This is a genomic window from Jeotgalibacillus aurantiacus (assembly GCF_020595125.1).
Classification (GTDB): Bacteria; Bacillota; Bacilli; order Bacillales; family Jeotgalibacillaceae; genus Jeotgalibacillus; species Jeotgalibacillus aurantiacus.
Window position 1 is genome coordinate 658,078 of sequence record NZ_JACNMS010000001.1, and the last position, 21,786, is coordinate 679,863.

General features: G+C 40.6%; 20 protein-coding genes and 1 riboswitch. Of the genes, 1 reads left to right on the top strand and 19 read right to left on the bottom strand.

Features of this window, described 5'->3' with window-relative positions; translation table 11 throughout:
- Nucleotides 1-9: 9 nt before the first annotated feature.
- The 19 genes from H7968_RS03090 to H7968_RS03180 all read right to left on the bottom strand — a co-directional run bounded on the left by H7968_RS03090 (nt 10) and on the right by H7968_RS03180 (nt 20,233).
- Entirely contained in the window at nt 10-1,188 is a 1,179-nt protein-coding gene (locus H7968_RS03090) for a glycosyltransferase (protein ID WP_227394769.1), read from the bottom strand.
- Complete coding sequence (locus tag H7968_RS03095; RefSeq protein WP_227394770.1) at nt 1,160-2,290, bottom strand: glycosyltransferase family 1 protein; 1,131 nt, start codon at nt 2,288-2,290, stop codon at nt 1,160-1,162. Before H7968_RS03095 ends, H7968_RS03090 begins: the two co-directional genes overlap by 29 nt.
- Nucleotides 2,291-2,308: 18 nt before the next feature.
- Entirely contained in the window at nt 2,309-2,650 is a 342-nt protein-coding gene (locus H7968_RS03100) for a helix-turn-helix domain-containing protein (protein ID WP_227394771.1), read from the bottom strand.
- Between the two features lie 23 nt (nt 2,651-2,673).
- Nucleotides 2,674-3,807 (bottom strand): DegT/DnrJ/EryC1/StrS family aminotransferase, encoded by a 1,134-nt coding sequence (locus H7968_RS03105; protein WP_264476624.1) that lies wholly within the window; start codon nt 3,805-3,807, stop codon nt 2,674-2,676.
- Between the two features lie 49 nt (nt 3,808-3,856).
- The gene (locus tag H7968_RS03110) at nt 3,857-4,489 is read right to left on the bottom strand and encodes an acetyltransferase (protein WP_227394773.1); all 633 of its coding nucleotides are present in this window, start codon (nt 4,487-4,489) and stop codon (nt 3,857-3,859) included.
- Nucleotides 4,486-5,091 carry a sugar transferase gene (locus tag H7968_RS03115; RefSeq protein WP_227394774.1) on the bottom strand — a complete coding sequence of 202 codons (606 nt, stop codon included), beginning with the start codon at nt 5,089-5,091 and terminating at the stop codon, nt 4,486-4,488. The genes H7968_RS03110 and H7968_RS03115 overlap by 4 nt, the downstream gene beginning before the upstream one ends.
- A gap of 25 nt (nt 5,092-5,116) precedes the next feature.
- Nucleotides 5,117-6,166: a UDP-glucose 4-epimerase GalE gene (gene galE / locus H7968_RS03120; RefSeq protein WP_227394775.1), complete on the bottom strand. Its 1,050-nt coding sequence runs from the start codon at nt 6,164-6,166 to the stop codon at nt 5,117-5,119.
- A gap of 70 nt (nt 6,167-6,236) precedes the next feature.
- Nucleotides 6,237-7,313 (bottom strand): EpsG family protein, encoded by a 1,077-nt coding sequence (locus H7968_RS03125; RefSeq protein ID WP_227394776.1) that lies wholly within the window; start codon nt 7,311-7,313, stop codon nt 6,237-6,239.
- A 16-nt stretch (nt 7,314-7,329) separates the two neighbouring features.
- Nucleotides 7,330-8,217 carry a glycosyltransferase family 2 protein gene (locus H7968_RS03130; RefSeq protein ID WP_227394777.1) on the bottom strand — a complete coding sequence of 296 codons (888 nt, stop codon included), beginning with the start codon at nt 8,215-8,217 and terminating at the stop codon, nt 7,330-7,332.
- Nucleotides 8,214-9,326, bottom strand: a complete 1,113-nt coding sequence (locus tag H7968_RS03135) for a glycosyltransferase family 1 protein (protein ID WP_227394778.1) — start codon at nt 9,324-9,326, stop codon at nt 8,214-8,216. Before H7968_RS03135 ends, H7968_RS03130 begins: the two co-directional genes overlap by 4 nt.
- Entirely contained in the window at nt 9,311-10,462 is a 1,152-nt protein-coding gene (locus tag H7968_RS03140) for a glycosyltransferase family 4 protein (RefSeq protein ID WP_227394779.1), read from the bottom strand. Before H7968_RS03140 ends, H7968_RS03135 begins: the two co-directional genes overlap by 16 nt.
- Before the next feature lie 13 nt (nt 10,463-10,475).
- Complete coding sequence (galU, locus tag H7968_RS03145) at nt 10,476-11,366, bottom strand: UTP--glucose-1-phosphate uridylyltransferase GalU (protein ID WP_227394780.1); 891 nt, start codon at nt 11,364-11,366, stop codon at nt 10,476-10,478.
- Nucleotides 11,367-11,372: 6 nt separating this feature from the next.
- Nucleotides 11,373-13,190 carry a nucleoside-diphosphate sugar epimerase/dehydratase gene (locus tag H7968_RS03150; RefSeq protein ID WP_227394781.1) on the bottom strand — a complete coding sequence of 606 codons (1,818 nt, stop codon included), beginning with the start codon at nt 13,188-13,190 and terminating at the stop codon, nt 11,373-11,375.
- A gap of 260 nt (nt 13,191-13,450) precedes the next feature.
- The gene (locus tag H7968_RS03155; protein WP_227394782.1) at nt 13,451-14,110 is read right to left on the bottom strand and encodes a CpsD/CapB family tyrosine-protein kinase; all 660 of its coding nucleotides are present in this window, start codon (nt 14,108-14,110) and stop codon (nt 13,451-13,453) included.
- The gene (locus H7968_RS03160) at nt 14,076-14,840 is read right to left on the bottom strand and encodes a YveK family protein (RefSeq protein ID WP_227394783.1); all 765 of its coding nucleotides are present in this window, start codon (nt 14,838-14,840) and stop codon (nt 14,076-14,078) included. Before H7968_RS03160 ends, H7968_RS03155 begins: the two co-directional genes overlap by 35 nt.
- Nucleotides 14,841-15,201: 361 nt before the next feature.
- Nucleotides 15,202-15,564 carry a hypothetical protein gene (locus tag H7968_RS03165; protein WP_227394784.1) on the bottom strand — a complete coding sequence of 121 codons (363 nt, stop codon included), beginning with the start codon at nt 15,562-15,564 and terminating at the stop codon, nt 15,202-15,204.
- Between the two features lie 69 nt (nt 15,565-15,633).
- Nucleotides 15,634-15,771, bottom strand: a complete 138-nt coding sequence (locus H7968_RS03170) for a hypothetical protein (RefSeq protein WP_227394785.1) — start codon at nt 15,769-15,771, stop codon at nt 15,634-15,636.
- Nucleotides 15,772-15,915: 144 nt separating this feature from the next.
- Complete coding sequence (locus H7968_RS03175) at nt 15,916-18,015, bottom strand: right-handed parallel beta-helix repeat-containing protein (RefSeq protein ID WP_227394786.1); 2,100 nt, start codon at nt 18,013-18,015, stop codon at nt 15,916-15,918.
- Between the two features lie 433 nt (nt 18,016-18,448).
- Nucleotides 18,449-20,233 carry a S9 family peptidase gene (locus tag H7968_RS03180; protein WP_227394787.1) on the bottom strand — a complete coding sequence of 595 codons (1,785 nt, stop codon included), beginning with the start codon at nt 20,231-20,233 and terminating at the stop codon, nt 18,449-18,451.
- 269 nt (nt 20,234-20,502) lie between these two features.
- Nucleotides 20,503-20,637: riboswitch (FMN riboswitch) on the top strand.
- A gap of 140 nt (nt 20,638-20,777) precedes the next feature.
- Between H7968_RS03180 and H7968_RS03185 the strand changes: the two genes are divergently transcribed.
- Complete coding sequence (locus H7968_RS03185; RefSeq protein WP_227394788.1) at nt 20,778-21,356, top strand: ECF transporter S component; 579 nt, start codon at nt 20,778-20,780, stop codon at nt 21,354-21,356.
- The last annotated feature ends 430 nt before the right edge of the window (nt 21,357-21,786 follow it).

The window sequence follows — 21,786 nt, forward strand, 5'->3', positions numbered from 1 at the left end:
CTGTTCCTCCTATACAAGTTGGTAGAGTTTATTAAGTTCATGACTGTTTCCGTAATCTGTTTGCAGACAGTTACGAATAAGAGACTTCCGGATGTCCGGATTGTGATACAGATGTAATACAGCCTCTGTCATTCCTTCAATTGACTGTGGACAAATCCAGCCATCTATGTGATTACTTACCTGACTTTCTGCTGTTGGATAATTTGTAATCAAAACAGGCTTGCCAAGAATTTGAGCTTCTCCTACTGTGACCGCTTTCCCCTCATATCTGGAAGGCTGAACGTATAAGTCTCCCGCCTGTATAAACGGATAGGGATTCAGCTGCTTGCCGAGCAGATGAAAGGACTGTTGCAGTTTGTATTTTTCAATGAGCGACCTGACTAATCCCTCATCTCCCCCGTAACCGACTACATACCAGGAGATGTTTTTGTAGCCATTTTGATGAATCTGATGAAGTACTTCTACCGCACGATCAATCCCTTTAGCATGTGACAGTCTTGCCACTGTTATCAGCTTGAACGATGGATCTGACACCATTATGTCCGCAGAGCCAGTTGCTGCCAGTGACTTAACCATTTCCGGTGATGTGATATTTTCAATCAGCATGACAGACTTTGTGAGTGAAGGATACTTAGCTATAAATGCTTCAGCACAGCTTTCTGAAATGGCAGCGATCGTTTGATAGGTGCTCCAAATTCGGAGATCTTCTTTTTCATCAGTTGGAATAGATGAGAAGTCAGTATGAATCCAGGCTATTTTATGTCTGGCTTTTACTTTTTTTGCTACAAAATGATGAGGCCATAAATAGCTGATCGCAAGGTCATATTCACCTTGTAAATCCGGGAGAAAAGGAGAAGCATATCGCCACATATATTGCATTTGACGGACGCCTTTCTCTTCTCCCGGCTTCAGAAGCGCCCTCAGACGGGCAAAACCCCTGGCCACAGCAAGAGCAACGTGGCCTTTTTCAGCTGTTTCCCTGACAGACATACGAAAAGTTTTATATAGTGGGTTTTCATCAAGTAACCTGATCGTATCTGGAAGCATACTGAGAAATTCTCCCTTATGACTGTAAAGCATCAGGTCCACTTCGAATTTTGTATAATCGAGCTTTTCCAGTAAGCTGATTAAGCTTCTTTCCACTCCGCCTATTTCCAAATCATACGTAGCGATTAATAGCTTTTTCATGAGAATCCTCCTTTCCTTCCTGATATACGTCCAGTAGCATTTGCATCGCATGCTCTTCTGTATAGTGCCTTTTTTGAAATGACTGATTAATGGATGCAGCATTCGCTTCTGTCATTCTGTTACTCTGAATAATCTTGTGGACCCATTTTATTTTTGGTGCATGCAGCGCAACAGGGTGAACTTTCTTCATACCAAGATCAGCTTCAGGCTGGATGGCTTCAGATACGACACAGGTAAGTCCTGCTGCCTGAGCTTCAAGGAGCACGAGCCCTAATCCTTCATATAAGGATGGCAGAACAAATACGTCCATTGCCTGAAATACTCTTTCCATATCCATACGCAGTCCTGCAAAAAGAATCAGTGCTTCGACTCCTTCAGAACGCGCAAACTCTTCCATTTCCTTTCTTGTATCTCCGTCTCCTATTAATAATAGTCGGGCGTCAGGCTTTACTTTGTGTATCTCTCTCATTAGTTCAATTAAGAAACGCTGGTTTTTAGCAGGAATAAATCTGCCTGCATGACCAATTACGAAAAATGATTCTAATCCAAACTCCTTCCTGACCTCTTGTCTTACTGCTTCATTCGGAAGAAATTCATGAAAGGGGATTGTATTAGGCAAAAATAAAAAAGGTGTTTTCGAACCAAATAAATAGTCCGCAGCACCTTTACTGCAAGCCATAAGATGAGTGGATTGAGAAACAATCGCTTTTCTCATGGTTCTAATATAAGTCTTTTTAATAAAAGAACGTTCACTATCCGAAGTCGTGTGAGCATGGGAGATGCGAATCGAAATTCCAGCCATACGAGCTGCTGTGATCGCAATGCCACAATGAAACAATGTATGGGCATGGATCGCTTCAAATGGACCATATGTTTTATAAATCTGGACATGTTCTTTGATGGAAGAAGCATGATTGATGCGAAATACTCTCCCTCCCATAGACAGGATCTCTTTTTCGTAATCCGCTTCTTCTTGACTATAGAAAATAAAGTCAAACTGCCATTGTGTTTTGTCTATTTTTCTATAGAGGTTCATCAGCATGGTCTCTGTGCCAGCCCGATTCATCATACCCGTCACATGCAAGATCCTTTTTATCGCCATGAAATTCGCCTCATTCTTTTAAGATTCCGTACCATTGCGCTGTTCATTTTTCCATTTAATGTATTCCAAAATCATCCGGTATTCTTTAAGCTGATTCTTATCAACACCGTGATCCTTCAGCTCCTGAATGAACTCTGTCCATTCTTTGTTTTCTTTTGAGGAAGACGGCATATTTAGCAGTCTTTTCACATCAACCTCAAGTACTTTGGCAATTTTTTCAATGACTTGAATGGATGGGTTTTGTTTAAGATTACGTTCAATGTTGCTTAGATAAGATTTGGATACCCCTGACCGTTCTGCAAGCTCTGATAATGTCATGCCTTTTTCCCGTCTGATTTTGTAAATGTTTTCTCCTATCATCATCGCTCCCTCGTCTCTTCCATTTACAGGACTCTTTTATTCATTACCAATGAAGGTAATGCACGTCTGATTGTATTTAATACTCTGTGCTGTTCCTCAGTTGTTAAACCCGAACCGGATGGGAGACAGATCCCCTGATTAAAGAGTTCAGTTGAAACATCCTGATCTTCAAAATGCGGATAGTATTGTGCATCTTTAAATAATGGCTGTAAATGCAACGGCTTCCATACTCTTCTGGCTTCAATATTCTCTTTCTCAAGGATGTTAATTAAGTTTTGAGCAGACACTCCAGTTTTTGAATCGTCTATGGTTAAAGCTGTCAGCCAGCGATTCGAACGGGTTCCTGTTAACTCAGGCATCATGTCAAACCCTTCAACCTGTGAAAGCTCCTGTTCATATTTTTCAAACACTTTTCTTCTTGCTGCGACTCTTAATTCGAGTACTTCCAGCTGAGCTCTGCCAACCCCGGCTAAAATATTGCTCATCCGGTAATTGTATCCCTTCAAAGAATGCTGATAATAAGGTGCTGGGTCTTTCGCCTGGGTTGCATAAAAGCGAGCTTTTTCTATGGCTTTCTCATCATCAGATACAATCATGCCCCCTCCTGAGGTTGTAATAATTTTATTACCGTTGAAGGAGTAAATGCCAAAAGCTCCGTGAGTTCCACTTGGCTTATAATGATACAGTGAACCGAGTGACTCAGCAGCGTCCTCTACTAGCGGTACACCGTATTGATCTGCCAGCCGCTTAATTTCTCTAACTCTTGCAGGCTGCCCATAAAGATGAACCACAATAATCGCTTTTGGAAGTTTATACTGTTGGTCCGCTTCTTTTAATGCTCTTTCCAAAGCAATAGGTGACATATTCCAAGTATCAGGTTCAGAATCAATGAAAACCGGTGTGGCCCCCTGGTAAAGAATTGGATTAGCACTCGCTACGAAGGTGAGTGAGGAACAAAAAACAGTATCCTCCTTTCCGACGCCGAGCAATTCCAGTGCCAAATGAATAGCAGCCGTCCCTGACTGAACAGCTAATGCTGCCTGGACACCGAGCAACCTGGCTGCTTCTTTTTCAAATGCGTCAACATTAGGGCCGTTAGGTGCAATCCAATTTGTCCGAAAAGCTTCTTCAATATAAGTTTCCTCTTTACCAGTCATGTGAGGCGGCGATAAATAAATTCTTGATTGCACCGTCACTCCCCCTTATTTATTGGATTTTTCTGAAAGGATGTAGTACCCTTGCCGGATTTCCCACCACTGTCTGATTTGATTCAACAGAATGAATAACCACCGCTCCTGCTCCAACGGTACACCAGTTTCTAATTTTAACTCCCGGTATGACTACTGAAGATGCTCCCATATGCGTCCCTTCTCCAACCATGACGTTACCCGTTGTTACAGCATGAGGCGACATATGAACAAATGAACTGATTTTATTATCATGTTCGACGATTGATCCGGAATTTAATATGACATGATGGCCAATATCCGTCCCCTGATTCACAATTACTTTTGCTAAAATCACCGTTCCGGCACCGATGCTGGCCGTCGTACTAATTTCAGCAGAGGGATGTTTGATCACTGCATATTGATCTTCAGCTAACTGAAACTGTTCTGTCAGTTGTCTTCGGATCCGATTATCACCTATTGCCACAACCACCTTCACATCATTCTGTAAATAGTGTTTCAGCATCCGGATAGGAGCGAAGCTGATTTGTTCCTGAAGAAAAGGGACTTGGTATTGATCATCAAGAACAGCATGAATTGTCCACCCCTCTGCTTCTGCTGCTTCTTTGACGACTTTTCCATGTCCTCCGTCTCCTATAATGATCAGTTTCACTTTGCCACCTCGTTTCCCGCTCTCGTAAATTTCTCTACCGTGGCATATCCTTCCTGACAGATACCATCTCTTCCTGCCACTCTCAGTACCGTAAGCCAAATGATTTTCAAATCAATCAGGAGGTTTCGGTGTTTGACGTACCAGACATCTAATTCGAATTTTTGTTCCCAGGACAGCTGATTCCGTCCATTTACCTGCGCCCAGCCAGTCATACCCGGCCTGACCTGATGACGTTTCATTTGTTCTTTTGTGTAGAAAGGAAGATATTCACTTAATAAAGGGCGAGGCCCAATGAGACTCATATCTCCTTTAATGATATTAATCAGTTGAGGAAGTTCATCCAGGCTCAGACTTCTCAGCATATGTCCAAACCGGGTCATTCTTTCTTCATCAGGCAGTAAATTGCCTTCATCATCTTTTTCAGATGTCATCGTTCTGAATTTATAAAGCATAAAGGGTGTCCCGTGTAACCCTGCTCTTTCCTGAATAAAGAAAGCAGGCGCGCCAAGTTTTACAACAATAGCCGCCCATAGGATGATAAAGAACGGAAATAAAATGATGAAGGCAGCTACAGCAATCACAAGATCAATTGACCTCTTCATTATGTCATCTCCTCTCACATGATCATTAAGCTCCTGATGCTTTTTTTGTTTTCATTTTACTTTGAGGATGATAGCCAAAAGGATTGCTGCTCTGCCATCTCCAGGTATCTCTACACATATCGCTCAGCGTACGCACTGCCTTCCATTCAAGATGCTTCTCAGCTTTCTTCGGATTAGCAAAGCATTCAGCAATATCTCCCGCGCGCCTGTCGACGATCTGATATGGGATAGGAATTCCGGTCACCTGCTGGAAAACATGTATCATCTCAAGTACGCTGTACCCTTTTCCTGTGCCAAGGTTAAATGTGTGACAGCCTTCATTATTTTCTAAAAATTGAAGTGCTTTTACATGTCCCGCTGCCAGATCCATAATATGAATGTAATCTCTGACTCCCGTTCCGTCTTTTGTAGGGTAATCACAACCAAAAACGGATAAGTGAGTACGTTGACCAACTGCTACCTGAGATAAATAAGGCATCAGATTATTTGGCACTCCACCTGGATCTTCTCCAATTTTTCCACTTTCGTGTGCTCCCACAGGGTTAAAATAGCGAAGGATAACCGATTTCCACTCACGGTTTGACGCCGAGAGATCTTCAAGTATTTTTTCCGCCATCAACTTTGTCTGCCCATAAGGATTTACTGCTCCGGTGTGTGTCTCCTCTTTTAAGGGAGAGCGTCCGTTATCTCCATAAACAGTTGCTGAGGAACTGAATACAATTTGCTGAACACTGTACTGATCCATAACATCTAATATATTCAGAAGAGAAATAAGATTATTCTGATAGTAAAGCAGGGATTTTGTCACTGATTCTCCTACTGCTTTAAGAGCGGCAAAATGAATGACCGCTTGTATGTTAAATTGCTTGAAAATATCTTCAACATCTTCCCGATTTCTCAGATCCACTTCAATGACAGGAAAAATTTTACCCGTTATCTCTGAAACTCTTTTCAAAGATTCAGGCTGACTATTAGAGAAATTATCAATGACGACAATTTCATAATCTTTTTCCAAGAGCTCTACACACGTATGACTGCCAATATATCCAGCTCCCCCTGTTACTAAAACAGCCATTGTATCCCTCCTTTTATTTCCATATAATAAAAAAGCACGGCTAGCTAAGCTGTGCTTTCTCATTCCATCATTAAAAAATTAAATAGTCACTCTTATAAATGATATTGAGGCTGACCACATTTTCGTAGTAATAATAAAACAGATAGCAAATCAGGATCAGGTAATAAATCAATTTTTCATCCTTTTCCCTGAACAATTTAATAACCCATGACAGCAAAATCAGCTGATAAAGCGAAAAGTAAAGTGAGAATCTTGCAAAAATCCAGCTTTGTGTAGATACGATAAGAAATACAAGACCTAACAGTGTCATATTAATGATTACATCACTGCCAGGCATAATTTTCTTTAATTTTCCCCTTCCGAGATAAGCTATGATTAATGGCGGTAACGCAACCGCTACACGCAGCATATTCGCTCCGCCTTCATTGAATTCTTTATAATCAGCGTACTGTGTATCTTCAATCGCCGTAAATAAAATAGAGGTGAACTGTTCGAAACTAAATACAATAACCACTGCGATTAATATTAAGCCCACTGTTGCTTTTGACCATGCCCTTGCCCCAACAATAAAATATATGGGCAACATCACCAGTGCGGTCTGATGAAAAAATGAAGCGAAAACAATGATTAGTGCATAGGGTAAAAAGCGTCGCTCGATCAGAAACTTGGTTGCTGTGAACATAATGGCAGCTGCCAGTGTCTGTCTGATGCCGTTCATAGAGACAAGATAAAATCCTCCTGTTATATACACGAACAGGCTGATTTCAATCATTCTGGAATATTTGAACAGAATAAGCACGATCAGAATATTAGTGATGATTCCTGTTGTGAACAAAAGGATTTGAGGATCCTCAGATAGCAGTTTTAAATACCTTTGCAAAATACCAAATCCGTAATCCTTCTCACTGAAGATATATTCCCATGTGAAATCATTACGTTCATATATATCCTTATAATTAAATGTATCTCCAATATTTGAACGTAACCCCGATACGAGTGCTAAAATCAATGCTGCAATCGCAATCAGAAAACGATTTGGGATGACCGGAACAGGAGTATAATGAATACCTCCTGCTGGCACAGCCGCGTATCGTGCAAAAAAACCAAGGATAAAAACGGATGCCAGTGTCAGCCAAAAAATCGTCATTCTGATCTCACCCTTTCTAGCCGGTTGATAAAGTTTTTCTTCTAATGTAAATACTCAAGCCGATCCCAAAAGGTAATGCAGCTAAGGTCATACATTTTTTTGGTGTTTCTCTAAGAAACTGTTTATTACGGCTGATCATACTGCTTGATACATAATGGATGGCCTGCCTGTACTTAAATACCGGACTGGCAAATGGCAACTTCATTAATTCCTTACGATAAAAAGCGAAGCCCTGGGGATTACTCAAATACTGATGAAGCATATTGGCAGATGATCCATCCGGCATATATTCAACGACACATAATACCTCATTCATTAAAAGCATTTTGTAGTCACGGTCCAAACAATAATATTTGTATGCCAGTCCCACATAGCGTTCCCCCTTAAAAACCGGATAAGGGAATCGTTTCGTCAGTTCCGTCCGATATACAAGCTTTTTATCCCCCTTGACTTTATATTGTTCATACAGGTCAAATAATGTTGATTCTTTCAAGCTTTCAGGCATTTTCGTTCCAACGATCTCTCCATTTCTGAATGCATCTAATCCGATAAGACCACTGACTTTTTCATTACCATGTTTTCTCCAAAACGCAATGATTTTTTCGACCGCATGATCTGCCATTTCATCATCTGAATCGATACAGACATTTAATTCAGTTTTCATCAGACGGTAAGCGGTGTTATGCGCGCCATGCATACCCTGATTCTCTTGATAATGGTAGTGTATTAAGACTCTGTCTTCTTCCTTCCATCGGCTGACGAGTTCGGCTGTATGATCCGTAGATCCATCATCAATAATGAGCCAGATAAAATCCTGACTGGTCTGCTTCTTCAGGCTTTCATATACTCTTCCAAGACAGTAGGCGCGGTTATAGGTTGGTGTAAAAACAGTCAGCGTTTTCATCCTGTACCTCCCAGTTGCAAATATATCGTTGCTGTTTGTTCAGCGGTATCCCGAATGTCATATCCCTGTTTTTTGATCTGATCAAGGTCAGAATTTCTGACTCTTTCCATTTGATGAATATGAATCAATTGATCTATCCACTCTTCTGTTGTTTCTATTGAAAGAAATGAAACGAGGTTCATACCGAGATCCACTTCTGTTGAAATCCGGTTAGAAATCAGACAGGGTATCCCTGTACTTTGAGCTTCAACAAGTGTGACTGGTAAACCCTCGTGAAATGATGGAAAAACAAAGACATCCATCGCCTGCAGGAGTTCATTCACATTTGAGCGTACACCTAGAAACGTCACATTTTCTCTTACACCTGCTTCAGTAAAAAGCTGCTCTGTTGCCTGTCTGAGATCTCCATCTCCAACCAATAACAAATGAAACCTCGGATCAACCTGTATAAGATCTTTAAGAAGCTTGACCAAAAACGCATGATTTTTTTGCTTTTGAAAGCGCCCAATATGCCCAAGAACAAAGTGGTTGGGCTTCAGACCGAGGTCCTTTCTTATCGATTCCCTGGTCCATTCTGAATACTTAAAAAGGTGCGCTTCCACACCATTTTTGATGACCAGTGCCTGATGTGATGTTTTCTTGAAAAGCCATCGTGAAGCTTCACTTGAGCAGGCAAAGCGATGAGTTACACTGCGTTCAATGAAAAGTCCTGCTAATTCCTTGTAAAGCCTGGCAGCAAACCCTCCTTCACTGCTCGTATTATGGCTGTGTGCAATACGAATAGGCACTCCGTATTTTTTTGCTGCATGTAATACAAATCCACTCATTTTATCCATATGTGCATGGACAACTGAATAACAATTTTTCTGAAAAAACGCTCTTAGTTCCTTTTGATATTGAAGGTGACCTACATCGGTCATATACGGAATCCGATGAACCTTTCCTCCGAGTTTCTCTATTTCCTCATCAAATTCACCAGGCTTCGAAGTTAAAAAATCAAATTGAATCAATTTCCTGTCCATATTACGATACAAGTTCATAATGAGCGTTTCCGCGCCGCCTCTATTCATGTTGACGACGGCATGAAGAATTCTCAGCGGGCGATCCATTCAAACGCCTCCGTCTCTGTCATAAAACTTTTATAGATTTCTGTTTTTTCCTGTAAAACACGTTGAACACTATAAGTATTGATGATTTTTTCTCTGGCGTTAAACCCAAGCAGCTCTCTGCGTCCCGTTTCTTTTTCAAGGTAAATAACCTTACCTGCAAATTCTTTTACCTGATCAGATGATAGTAAAAATCCTGTTTTTCCATTTTCGATTAATTCATTATGGCCCCTGTTTTTAATGGCAATCACAGGAAGACCTGCTGCCATCATTTCCATCACATTAACCGGCAGCCCCTCTCTTAAACTTGAAGCAACGCCAACATCAGAGGCCTGGACCAGCTCTTTGATATCTTTTCTAAATCCCAGAAATGCGACACTGTCTGAAAGATTTAATTTTTCAACAAGAGCCCTGCATTCCTTTTGACCATCCCCTTCTCCGGCTAAAAGCAGCTTTGCATGTGGTACTTTTTCTTTGACGAGAGCAAAAGCATTAATTAGAAATGATTGATTTTTATTACGGTTAAATTCTGCTGCGTAAAAACACAAAAAATCGCCTGGCTTAAAACCAAACGATTTCTTTAAACTGTCCTTTTCATGTTTTGCCGGAGGATGGAAGTACGCTGTGTCTACTCCTACTCCATGCACCTTCAAAATCTTTGCTGCATGAAACTGATTTTTCGATAGCTGATAATCCTCTTTATTTATGGTAATGATGGCATCCGTTAAAAACGACATGCCCCATTCAAGAGGGTAGTAGATCAGCCAGTTCATAAAGGGAGCACCTTTACAAAAATGGTAGCCATGAGCTGTATATAAAACCTTCGTCCCTTTTTTACGTGCGTTTAAGGCTGCTATTCTTCCTAGCATTCCTCCTACAGGCGTGTGACAGTGAATCAAATCATAGTCAAATGTGTCAATCAGCTTTTTCAACTGAAAATAAGCTCTTACATTTTGTGTTGAAAAAGGAGATCGCTCAATAGGTAGAACATGCTTGTAATCTGTATACGGTAATGATCGGTCACCGGACGCAGCCACATGAACCTCCCAGCCCTGCTCTTTGAACCATTTTAAATAAGGCAAATGAAAAGCTTTAAAATGATAGTCAACGGTTGCGCAAAACAGTATCCTTTTATTCATTTCACACTCCCTCCTATTGTTTAGCAATCTGATACTCATTAACTTTCTGAACAAGATACTCCAGCAAACCATCGTGCAATTCTTCGTTTTTCAGTGCAAAGTCAATGGTCGTTTGAATAAAGCCCATTTTTTCACCCACGTCATAGCGTGTGCCCTCAAATTCGTAGGCATAGACTGCTTCAGATTTATTTAAAGCAGCAATGGCATCCGTCAATTGAATTTCATTGCCTGCCCCAGGCTTTTGCTCACTGAGCAGATCCATAATGCCCGGTGTCAGTATGTACCGGCCAAGGATCGCAAGGTTTGATGGTGCCAGGTGAATTTCAGGTTTTTCAACAAGTTCTTCGATATAAAATAACCTGTCATTCACTGGTCTTCCGTCTACTATGCCGTACCTCGAGACTTCCTGTTCCTTTACTTTCTGCACGCCTACAATAGAGGCATTGTACCTTGCGTACACATCCAGAAGTTGCTTTAAGCAAGGCGTTTGGGCCTGTACAATGTCATCTCCCAGCAAGACTGCAAATGGTTCATTTCCAATAAACTTTCTCGCACACCAGATGGCATGACCAAGCCCTTTTGGTTCCTTTTGACGAATATAATGAATATCAACGAGTCTTGAGGAATGCTGAACGACATCTAAAAGATCGAACTTACCCTTTTCATATAGATTTTGTTCAAGCTCAAATGAATGATCAAAATGATCCTCAATTGCTCTTTTACCTTTGCCTGTGACGATGATAATATCTTCAATCCCGGCTGCGATTGCCTCCTCCACAATGTACTGAATGGTTGGCTTATCAACAATTGGAAGCATTTCTTTGGGCATCGCTTTAGTTGCGGGTAAGAACCTGGTTCCCAATCCGGCTGCCGGAATAATAGCTTTTCTCACTTTCAATTCCATCCACCCCTATCCTGATATTGGCAAACTCGAAATTTTACGGTTAGAAATTTCAAGTAGTGCATGTCTGATTGCATCCGGATGCATCGTTTCATAATGCAATATCAACTGATTAATTTCTGTAAGATACAATCCTGACGTTTTCCCCGTATAGATTTTCGGGTAGACTTGATCCGGATTCACTTCATCTTCATTTAACAGTTCTTCGTAAAGCTTTTCACCCGGTCTTATTCCAATGAACTCAATTCCAATCTCTTCTATTGAATAACCGGAGAGCTTAATCATATTTCTTGCCAAATCTACAATTTTAACCGGATCGCCCATATCAAGAACAAATATTTCTCCACCTTTGGCTAATGCTCCAGATTGGATAACGAGCCTTGAGGCCTCAGGGATGGTCATAAAATATCGAATCATATCAGGGTGAGTAACTGTCACCGGCCCTCCCTGTTCAATTTGTTGCTTAAAATGCGGAATGACACTACCTCTGCTTCCAAGAACATTTCCAAAGCGGACAGCGGCAAAGATGGTTTCACTTCCCTGATTCATTTGCTGTACGATCATTTCTGCAAGTCTTTTTGAAGCACCCATTACACTTGTTGGATTCACTGCTTTATCAGTTGAAATCATAATAAATATTTCAACACCTGCCTGGTGAGCTGCCTGCGCTGTATTTTTTGTACCTATGATATTGTTTTTTACAGCTTCCTCCGGATTTTTTTCCATAAGTGGAACATGTTTGTGCGCTGCAGCATGATATACGATGTCTGGACGATAATGGTTCATGATATGCAATATCCGTTTAAAGTCCTGCACGTCTGCAATCTCAGTGTAAAGCTGAATACCCGAAACCCTTAATGAACCAATCATTTCCATTTCGATTTTGTAAATACTGTTTTCACCATGTCCAAGAAGAATGATGGTGTCTGGTTGAAACTTCGCTACCTGGCGGACAATCTCTGATCCGATTGAACCACCTGCGCCCGTAACCAATACCGTTTTTCCATTTAATTTGGAAGAAATTTTCTCCAAGTCAAGTTCCACAGGGTCTCTTCCGAGTAAATCTTCCACCTGAACATCCCGGGCCTGATAAACAGATACTTTCCCCGAAACGAGATCTTCAATCATAGGTAAAATCTTAGTTTCTGCTTCGGTTTTTGCACACTGCTCGAAGATGACGTTCAACTGCCTCTTACTCAGTGAAGGAATGGCAATAATAATATTATCGATCATATATTCTCTCACGTTTTTTTCAATATCAGCTACGCATCCTACAACCGGAATTCCCAAAATGTCTAGATTCTGTTTTCTTGGATTGTCATCAATAAAAGCAACAGGGAGCATATCTCCGTCCTGACTTTGGATAAGCTGTCTTGCGATCATTGTACCTGCTGAGCCTGCTCCGATGATTAACGTCCGTTTTTTATCATCATGTCGGCGAATGACACGATCACGAAACAATCTCCAAGCAAACCTTGAACCACCGATAAAAAACAAGTGAAGTAACAAAGTCACTGCAAGCATTCTGAAAAACATTTCCTGAAACACAAATTGCTGTATCCCCCCAGCCAAAATGACTGAAAAAAATACAGTTTTACATATCGCAGAAAGTTCACCAATACTGGCATATTCCCAAGCTTTCTTATACAAATGGTAACGAAATGAAAAGATTAAGTGACCGCTTACAAGAACCACAGCTGTTAATACGATAGGTGCCGTCAGCACTTCAATACTGGCATTCACCAAAAAACCACTGAAGAATACTGACATTAAAACAATGGTCGTATCAACTAATATAAACAGTGAAAGTCTCTGTTTATAAGACATACTATTCCTCCTTTCCCGTCCATAAAAATAGAAGGATAATGACCGGATCATCACACTATCCTTCTATTTTTATATTTATAAATTGAAATAAATCGGGCATTTAACCCACCCTCACTCCATGCCAACGACGACTTGCGTCTAAGGTGTGTTTCAACCCACAGCATGATCGAGTGCCTCCATTGATAACAGTCAGGAGACATCACTGTTATTTCTTCCGTTACAACATAATTCTTAATAAAGAACAATTTATTCAAAAAAATTCATCGCTCATTCATAATGGCACCTATCACATTTGCATGTGCCAGATTCAGAATCCTTTTGACTTCCAGCGCATCCTGAAAGATAACCTTTCCTCTTCTGACAACGAGCAGAACGCCATCTGCAAGGTTAGTTAAAATCCGGGTTTCTGTGTAATCAAGTACATTAGGGGCATCAATAATAATGGCATCATATTCTTTTGAGACTTTATCAAGCAGTTGTTTCATCTGCTCACTGCCTAACAGTTCAGCTGGATTATATTCGTCCGGTCCGCTTGTGAGAATATCCAGCCTGCTGATTTCTCCTTTATGCATTACTTCAGCTAGAGACCGCCTGGATTTTAAGACAGTGGTGAGGCCGTGATGGTTGTCCAGATGAAAATACTGGTGAATGACCGGCTTTCTCAAATTAGCATCAATGAGAAGTACTCTTTCTTTTTGTTGAGATAATAAAGTAGCCAGGTTTACCGCTGCTGTAGACTTTCCTTCCCCTTTGGTTGAAGAAGTAAGAACAAATATTTTCATTGGCTGATCGGTCATCAGAAATTTAATATTGGTCCGTATCGTATGAAATTCATCAGCAAGCGCAGAGTCAGGATGTGTATAAGTGTAAACACTTCGTTTTTTATCAGCTGTGGTCTGCTGCCTTTTTCGTAATTTCAATCTGCTCACCCCTTATTTCGACTGCTTTTTTTCTTGGTTGCTTTAACACTTTTTTCTTTCTCGCATCCGGTACATATCCTATGACCGGGACACCAAAGAATTCTTCAGCGTCCTCCTCAACTCTAATAGCGCGGTCAAGCGTATCCAGAAAGAAGGCTAAACCGATTCCAAGTGCAAGACCCGCTGCTGCAGCCAAATAAACGAATCGGTTACTCAAAGGATTAACTGGATTAAAATTTGGCATTGCTTCTGTAAGTAGTTGAACGCCTTCATACGCGAGAATGCTTCTTGCTTCTTCTTTGAAATTCAAAGCTGTTGCATTGGCAATGTCTGCAGCAATCTGAGGATCAGAATCTGCTACTGTTATACTGACAACCTGAGATTCCTCTAATCTTTCAACTGTCACCTGAGAAGCGAGTGCCTGAGGAGAACGTTCAATTCCAATATCTAGAGCAACCTGAGTCATAACTGTAGGGTCTTTTAACATCACCATTAAAGTTTCCATAGGAACATCAGGAGACGTCAAAATAACCCTCGTTGATGTTTGAAACATTGGTGAATAAGTCAAATTATTATAGTAGTAAGCCATTCCACCTAACAAAATTGTTAAGAGTAAAATGAGGATTAACCTTTTCTTAATCACTTTTACATATTCCATTAAGTTTATATCTCTGGATCCTGGCGTATAGGAACTTACTCCTTTGCCTTTCACTGTGTTCACCCTCTTCATTCATTTTATTCTTTATAAAGAACATGCAGTGTAAAAATAAGATCCCTATGCGAGGAACAGGGACTTTTGTTTTAAAAAATAATTCAAGTGTCTTCTTTATTTTAGTTCTTTATAAAGAACATGTCAACCTGTTTTTTTTGCTTTTTTAACTCCTGACCAGTGGAGAATAAATTTTTTATATTGTGTGTTTAAGGAATAAAAATAAATCTTTATAAGGTACACATTTCTTTTAGTACCGGCTACCGATCTGACAGGGAAATACACAGGAACCAGTTTTGTTGTCGGACCATCCAGGTTGATCCTGTTACCTTTAAATCTTCTCCTAGAAATCGTTTTGCACGATGAAAAAATTTGTTCTCCATTAAGCCGATATAGCCTTCCGGAAAGTATGTTTGATAGTGTTCACGGAATATCTGATAAAAATATATGTCATTTTACCTTTTCTCTGATAATCTCGTAATAGAGATAATCGATCCACTTCCCATAATGTCTCTATTTGAATATTGTCTGTTCTGTACCGCTTGGATAAGGTTTCGATTGGTATAATTGATGCAGGAGTAAATTCAACTGTGCCAATGGGCTTTTTGTATTTACGATCATATATTAAATAACGGATAGACTCTTTACGATAGGGGGCATCGAGCCAATGATTCTTATTAATTGTATGCTCCCAGATATCTTTAAATATTTTTCCTTCCTCCATTGTTGAAACGTGCTTAAACATATCAGATCACTTCTTGTTAGAAAAAGCTGAAGGAGCATACCCTTCAGCCGATTCTTGCTCATTTACATTCTATGATGACGCTCCGGATACATCATCCTCACAGTCATCATCTTTTCCACCATGATCTCCCCCACCATAATCAAAAAAGTTCATTTTCAATGAAACGTCCAAGTTCTCCAGATGCAGCGAATGCCATTTTTCTTTCATGGTAACCCTCCTCGCACTCAGGTTGTTCTTTATAAAGAACTATGTAAATTTACCATATATTTTAAAATAATGTCAAATGACATCACACTTGGAATAGCTCAAAAAAGCCAGATATTTCTACCTGACTTCTTTAAGTTGCTTATTTTACTGGATCTGATGTTTTGAGTGAAGTTTCACCAGGGCATTTTCTACTTTGACATTTTCCAATCGATACGCTGGAGCATCTGTTCCGGCATTTTTCGTATCAAGACCGGTAACTGCACTAGCATTCGCTGGATTACCTTGAATCTGAACGTTTTTCATACTGACATCAAATATTTTCGTCGGAGCTGGAGAGCCATATGGACCAAACTTCATGATTGGAGTATGTGTAACCGTATTATTTTTCGCTGAAATTACAGAATCATTGATAGATAGCTTTTTCGCTCCGAGCACGTAAAATGAAGCACCGTAACCAATGTTCTTGTTAACGTTGAATCGGCTATTTGAAATGGCTACGGAAGGTGACCCTTTAATGGATAAAACGTTGCTATCGGAAGTAAAGCTACAATCTTGAATAGAGTAGTTTCCTTCTTGACTGATTCCCACCGCACTACCATTTCCTGAAGTAAATGAACATGTTTGATATTGACCTTTTGGTAATGAGAGGTTTGTGTAATTTTCAACCTTTAAGTTTTTGTAAATATTTTGATCATTTCCTGGTCCAGTAATTGCGGATTTCTCACCTTTTAAAGTGACCTGACTGAGATTCACTGGATTACTGCCAATATATATTGGACTATTTTCTATGAATAGATTCTCCATCTTGACTGTAAAAGGCTTTTTGTTATCCAGACTGACTGGTGTATTGTAAAGTTCATTATCTTTAAACGTAATGGCTTCGCCACTGAAACCAACTCGACTGTTTTCAATTATATTTTGATAGAAATCTGCATTGTTCCCCACTACCGTTATCGTTGCATGATTAAATTCATTATTTCTAATGGTGGCGTAATCAAAAGGCTTTGAAATTGCCAACCCGATTGCTTTTGACGCCATGACATTATTTTCAACTACAGCTGTATTGCCATCAAATAATATCACGTCATAACCTGCGTTATCTGAAAAGTAATTTTCTGCAATGGTGACATCATGGTTTAGGAAATAACCACCCTCTAAATCGATTCCACTTTGTGGCGCCGTTCCCTTGACGTGATGTATATGATTGTTTCTTACGGTCACATTTTCTCCGCCAACGACACTGATTCCCTGTCTTCTGCTATAGCCGAGATCAGAGTTTTGGATGGTCACATTTGTACTTCTTTCAAGATGCATTGCATTTATATTCACCTTGGACGGATCATCTGCATCCATGACAAGGTGATAATAAGCTGCCTCTTCAGGAATTTCAAGCAATCCTGTAAAGAACTTCAGCTTCTTTTGAGAGCTGATAAATGTTCCATCTGCATTGTAGTAATAAATATCAAAATAATTTGTTCTGACTCCTTGGGGCAGCCACATAAATAATTCTGTTCCCTGATATTTACTCTGTTTTAAATCGGTCACTGAGCGATTATTTGTACGGACTTTACCATTTTGAGCTATAGGCTGGCCCTGATCATTGTAAGAGCCTTTTTCAAGCATACTCCCTTTAATGTAGTAACCTCCTACTGTATATCCACCAACTTCAATAGAGTCTCCAGCAAAATTTTTCATCTTTACATTATTGATAATGACATTTTCAGAACCCTTTAAGTTAATACCATTTCCCCACTCATGTGTGCCAAGTAACCCTTCACCTGTCACGTCATAATTGTGGGTTTCACGATCTCCTAAAAATTGTCCACCTTCAATAATGACATTTTCGATGTTGCCGACATACAGAAGGCTATAGGTCTCCCATCGATTCGTTTCTTTTTCAAGAATAACATCTTTATCAAGAGATAATTTCATATTGCCAACCATATTGATTCTGGCAACCGGATCATGCTCCCGTGTTCCCTTTGCTATTAAATAATGCCCATCTTCTACACGAAATGTAGTATACCCCTGCTCAGCGGCCCACTTTAAAGCCTTATTCCATCCGGCAGTTGTTTCAACAGGGTTAGAACGATTATCGTTGATTCCCCATCTGCTCTTTTCACGGTCCGTTAATGTGTAGACCTTCTCTTCAACTGAAGACACAAGACCTTCAGCTGATGCAGCAATTGGAAATGCAGCTGCAATCGCACAAATCATCATGGCTACAAATAATTTAATTTTCATCTTCGCTCTCCTTTTTAAAAAATGCCGTGACCGACCTGCAAACATTTATTACTATTACAGTATCGAATAAAAGAGCAGTAAAAAAGGTGACAAATACACATTTTGAAGTCTTTTAAATGGTATTTTATTATTATTAATTATACATATATATGTAATTAAAAAAGAACATGTGACTATTAATTATTCTTTTATAGTGAATTTTTCCGATTAATTATTTTGAATTCGAGATAGTTATCCAATAGAAAATTATTTTTGCCTTTAACAAAGACTTTTCAAATGATTTCTTAAATATCGTGCGTTTGAAAGAATTGAGATTATTATTGTGTACAAATAATGCCTCTTTATTCAGTTTTTCCATTTTTTATAGTCTATACACCCTTGAAAATTGAAAAATGCTCTGAGTATTGAACCAATACCCAAAGCATTTTTTTCATTATGAAATAAACCCATCAAAAAACGCCAGCACTTCCTCATACACCTTCATCTCATTCGCCTTTTTAGAGAACCCGTGTCCCTCATCCTCAAGCACCAGATATTTCACGTCTCGGCCCTTTGCCCTCAGCGCTTCTACGATCTGATCTGACTCAGCTTTTACAACGCGCGGATCTTTAGCACCCTGGATGACGAACATTGGCTTTGTCATCGTATCGAGATACTGAATTGGTGAATCCTCTGTCAGCTTTTCTTTATCCTCTACAGGATCCCCTACCCACTGCTTCATCACCGGCTTCCAGTGCTCGGGAACCGATTCAATAAAGCTGAATAAGTTGCACGGACCGAAAATATCCACAACCGCTTTAAAATAATCTGCATGACGGCCGTGTAATAGAAGTGCCATATAGCCGCCGTAGCTGCCGCCCATTAACAGTACTTTATCGCGGTCGGCCAGTCCTTCTTTAAATAAAAATTCGAGCCCTTCCATGTTATCAAGACGCGGACCATGTCCCCAGTCGCCTTCCACCATTTTAGAGAACGCCAGTCCGTAGCCTGTGGATCCACGGAAATTTGGTGTAAAAATGCTGTACCCCCTGTACACAAGGAATTGGAACAGCGAACGGAATGTTGCACGTTCTGCAGCCTGCGGACCTCCGTGCGGCCATAAAATAACGTGCCCATTGTCTTTATCAGGCTTAGCTTTAAACAGCTGCGCTTCAATTTCCAGACCATCAAACGATTTGTACGTAAATAGCTCCGGCTCCACCAGCTCCTCTTCCTTTACACCCGGAACATTATAATTCGTCAGCTGCTTCCAGCCGTTCTCATCTCTCACATAGAGATTAGGCGGTCTCACAGCCGTTCGTCCCATCAGATAAAGATTCCCTGACTCCGCTACCTTCAGGCCCGCGATCTCAGAAGTGGGAATTTCAACTTCCTTAAGCGTTTCAGTATCGAGACTGTATTGATACAGCTTGTCCCGCACACCTTTTTCAGCAGTGATGTAAAGGGAATTTGTCACTTTATCAAAAATCACCCGGTCAAAGCCTTCCTGTTCAACACCAGTCACCTTTTCAAACGTCTCATTATCAACATCAAAGCGTGCCAGATATGAAAAATCTTCATCAAAATCAGTTGTAAAATAGATTATATTATCCGATACGAACTCAATCCCTGAAACCGTATGCTGCTTATCTGTTTTCGGCGTCAGCATCACTTCCTGTTCCCCTTTTTTAATAAAAGCGAGAACGTATGTATTGGCATAATGTTTCACATAAGCAAACGTCTGTTCATCAGGGCTTTTCGCCGTTAAATGAGTAGACGCTCCCTTGCCGTGTTGAATAATCGTTTCTGTCCCGTCATTTAAATTGTATTCATATGACTTCAGATACGTTGAGTCATCTTTTGTAGAAGTGTAATACAGTTTTTCGCCATCCTTTGACAGGCGAAGCCCCATATGTCTGGCACCTTCATATTGTCTAAGCGGCTCAAGACTGCCTCCTGATGTTGGCAAAGCATACACCTGACCGTTTTCATCGCCATCCTGATCGATGACAGCAAGCAGGAATCGGCTTTTCGGATCAAAAGTGATTTCAGAGCAGCTCTGATTATGAAAGCTGAGCGGGTATGGGAAAGTGTCGGGCAGGTCCATCGCCCATAAATTATATTTACCATTCAGGTTTGTACTGAATACGAGCTGTGTTTCGTCCTTGTTGACTGCAAATGACTGAATACCGAATGTTTGAAAAAAGTTTTCTACATCCGGCTGCTTGAATTGAATCATATAATAAAAGCCTCCTCGAAGTTTGTTTCGTTCTCCGTAATATTCGACTTTTGAGTCAGAAAATCCTTTTGGCAGGTGGGTATATTTTCACTAAAATGACGAACTGTGACTGGAAGCTCACGAAAGTCATTGCTGAACTCATATACTTTCTCTTTAAACTCACGAATTCCTTCTGCACCTCACAAACCCACTAACCAAGCTCACAAACATAAATATTGAATCACCATTCATTTTACGGTATACTGAAGTCCTACTAAAATTTAATATCGTTCCATCTTCAGGGCAGGGTGTAATTCCCGACCGGCGGTAAATCTTAGATTGAGCCCGCGAGCGAATAGGGAGCTATTTGCTGACTCCGTGAAAACCGGAGGCCGACAGTATAGTCTGGATGGGAGAAGATGGAGGCAATGAATGGGACGCGTGTATAACGTGACCTTTATTTCGTGCTACATTCTCCCTGCTGACCGCGCCAGTCATGCAGGGTTTATTTGTGTACGATTCATTGCTAAAACTTCTGTAAGTGGGACGAGGACAGGAGCTACTCATGTTAAAAAACACGCAATTACTCGTAAAGCTTTCGATGTTCAGCGCCATCGCATTTGTGCTGATGCTGCTCAATTTTCCGCTTCCGTTTTTACCGGATTTCCTAAAAATTGACTTCAGCGACGTACCTGCACTTTTAGCAGCACTGTTGTTTTCGCCAATGGCAGGAGTCATCGTGGAAGCACTGAAAAACATTCTTTATTATTTATTCCGCGGCAGCGGCATCCCGATCGGGGAACTTTCTAACTTTATCGCAGGCTGTGCATTCATCCTGCCGGTAGCTTTTTTCTATCATAAACGCAAAACAAAAGGCGCACTCGCAAAAGGACTCATTTCCGGAACATTACTGATGGTTACCCTACTGGCAGTTCTGAATTATTTCTTAATTCTTCCGGCATACGCATGGTTTTTCGGCATGGACTTCATGCTTGACCCAACCGTAAAACTTTCAACAACACTTGGCGCGATTATCCCGTTTAACCTGATTAAAGCAGCATTCGTTTCTGCTTTATTTATACCAATATTCGTCAAATTAAGACCATGGATTAAGCAAAATCAGCTTCATCCTGAAATAACCTAACGTTATCAGATCCGGAACACGCGTTTAACAGGCGTATTCCGGATTTTTTGTTGGGGAGGATGAGCGCGGCGGCGGAATTCGTGAGGTTGTACGGGTAGTTTGTGAGGTTAGCTGTGGGGTTTGTGAGGTTATGAGCCGAGTTCATGAGGTTACATCACACTTTCGTGAGTTCCTGGGGAAATTCGTCAGTTTAGTGTAAATAGACCTATACATTTTTCGCCAACACTAACCGATTTCCCGCACATTCTTGCTCTAATTTAATCAACTATCAACCTGCCATCATATAAAAGCTATTTGTACAGTTTTTGCCTAATAAAGTCGTTATAAGGCTGGGCCGTATCCACAGATTCCAGCGGCAGTGAAGCGACAGCTGTGTGCAGCATAGCTGGCTCACTGCGCGGCCTCGGAAAAGCTGAGGCGACTCGTCCAG

Coding starts and splice junctions, on each gene's coding strand:
- H7968_RS03090 (WP_227394769.1), bottom strand. CDS start 1,188: ATGAAAAAGCTATTAATCGCTACGTATGATTTGGAAATAGGCGGAGTG.
- H7968_RS03095 (WP_227394770.1), bottom strand. CDS start 2,290: ATGGCGATAAAAAGGATCTTGCATGTGACGGGTATGATGAATCGGGCT.
- H7968_RS03100 (WP_227394771.1), bottom strand. CDS start 2,650: ATGATAGGAGAAAACATTTACAAAATCAGACGGGAAAAAGGCATGACA.
- H7968_RS03105 (WP_264476624.1), bottom strand. CDS start 3,807: ATGACTGGTAAAGAGGAAACTTATATTGAAGAAGCTTTTCGGACAAAT.
- H7968_RS03115 (WP_227394774.1), bottom strand. CDS start 5,091: ATGAAGAGGTCAATTGATCTTGTGATTGCTGTAGCTGCCTTCATCATT.
- galE (WP_227394775.1), bottom strand. CDS start 6,166: ATGGCTGTTTTAGTAACAGGGGGAGCTGGATATATTGGCAGTCATACG.
- H7968_RS03125 (WP_227394776.1), bottom strand. CDS start 7,313: ATGACGATTTTTTGGCTGACACTGGCATCCGTTTTTATCCTTGGTTTT.
- H7968_RS03130 (WP_227394777.1), bottom strand. CDS start 8,217: ATGAAAACGCTGACTGTTTTTACACCAACCTATAACCGCGCCTACTGT.
- H7968_RS03135 (WP_227394778.1), bottom strand. CDS start 9,326: ATGGATCGCCCGCTGAGAATTCTTCATGCCGTCGTCAACATGAATAGA.
- H7968_RS03140 (WP_227394779.1), bottom strand. CDS start 10,462: ATGAATAAAAGGATACTGTTTTGCGCAACCGTTGACTATCATTTTAAA.
- galU (WP_227394780.1), bottom strand. CDS start 11,366: ATGGAATTGAAAGTGAGAAAAGCTATTATTCCGGCAGCCGGATTGGGA.
- H7968_RS03150 (WP_227394781.1), bottom strand. CDS start 13,190: ATGTCTTATAAACAGAGACTTTCACTGTTTATATTAGTTGATACGACC.
- H7968_RS03160 (WP_227394783.1), bottom strand. CDS start 14,840: ATGAAGAGGGTGAACACAGTGAAAGGCAAAGGAGTAAGTTCCTATACG.
- H7968_RS03165 (WP_227394784.1), bottom strand. CDS start 15,564: ATGTTTAAGCACGTTTCAACAATGGAGGAAGGAAAAATATTTAAAGAT.
- H7968_RS03170 (WP_227394785.1), bottom strand. CDS start 15,771: ATGAAAGAAAAATGGCATTCGCTGCATCTGGAGAACTTGGACGTTTCA.
- H7968_RS03175 (WP_227394786.1), bottom strand. CDS start 18,015: ATGAAAATTAAATTATTTGTAGCCATGATGATTTGTGCGATTGCAGCT.
- H7968_RS03180 (WP_227394787.1), bottom strand. CDS start 20,233: ATGATTCAATTCAAGCAGCCGGATGTAGAAAACTTTTTTCAAACATTC.
- H7968_RS03185 (WP_227394788.1), top strand. CDS start 20,778: ATGTTAAAAAACACGCAATTACTCGTAAAGCTTTCGATGTTCAGCGCC.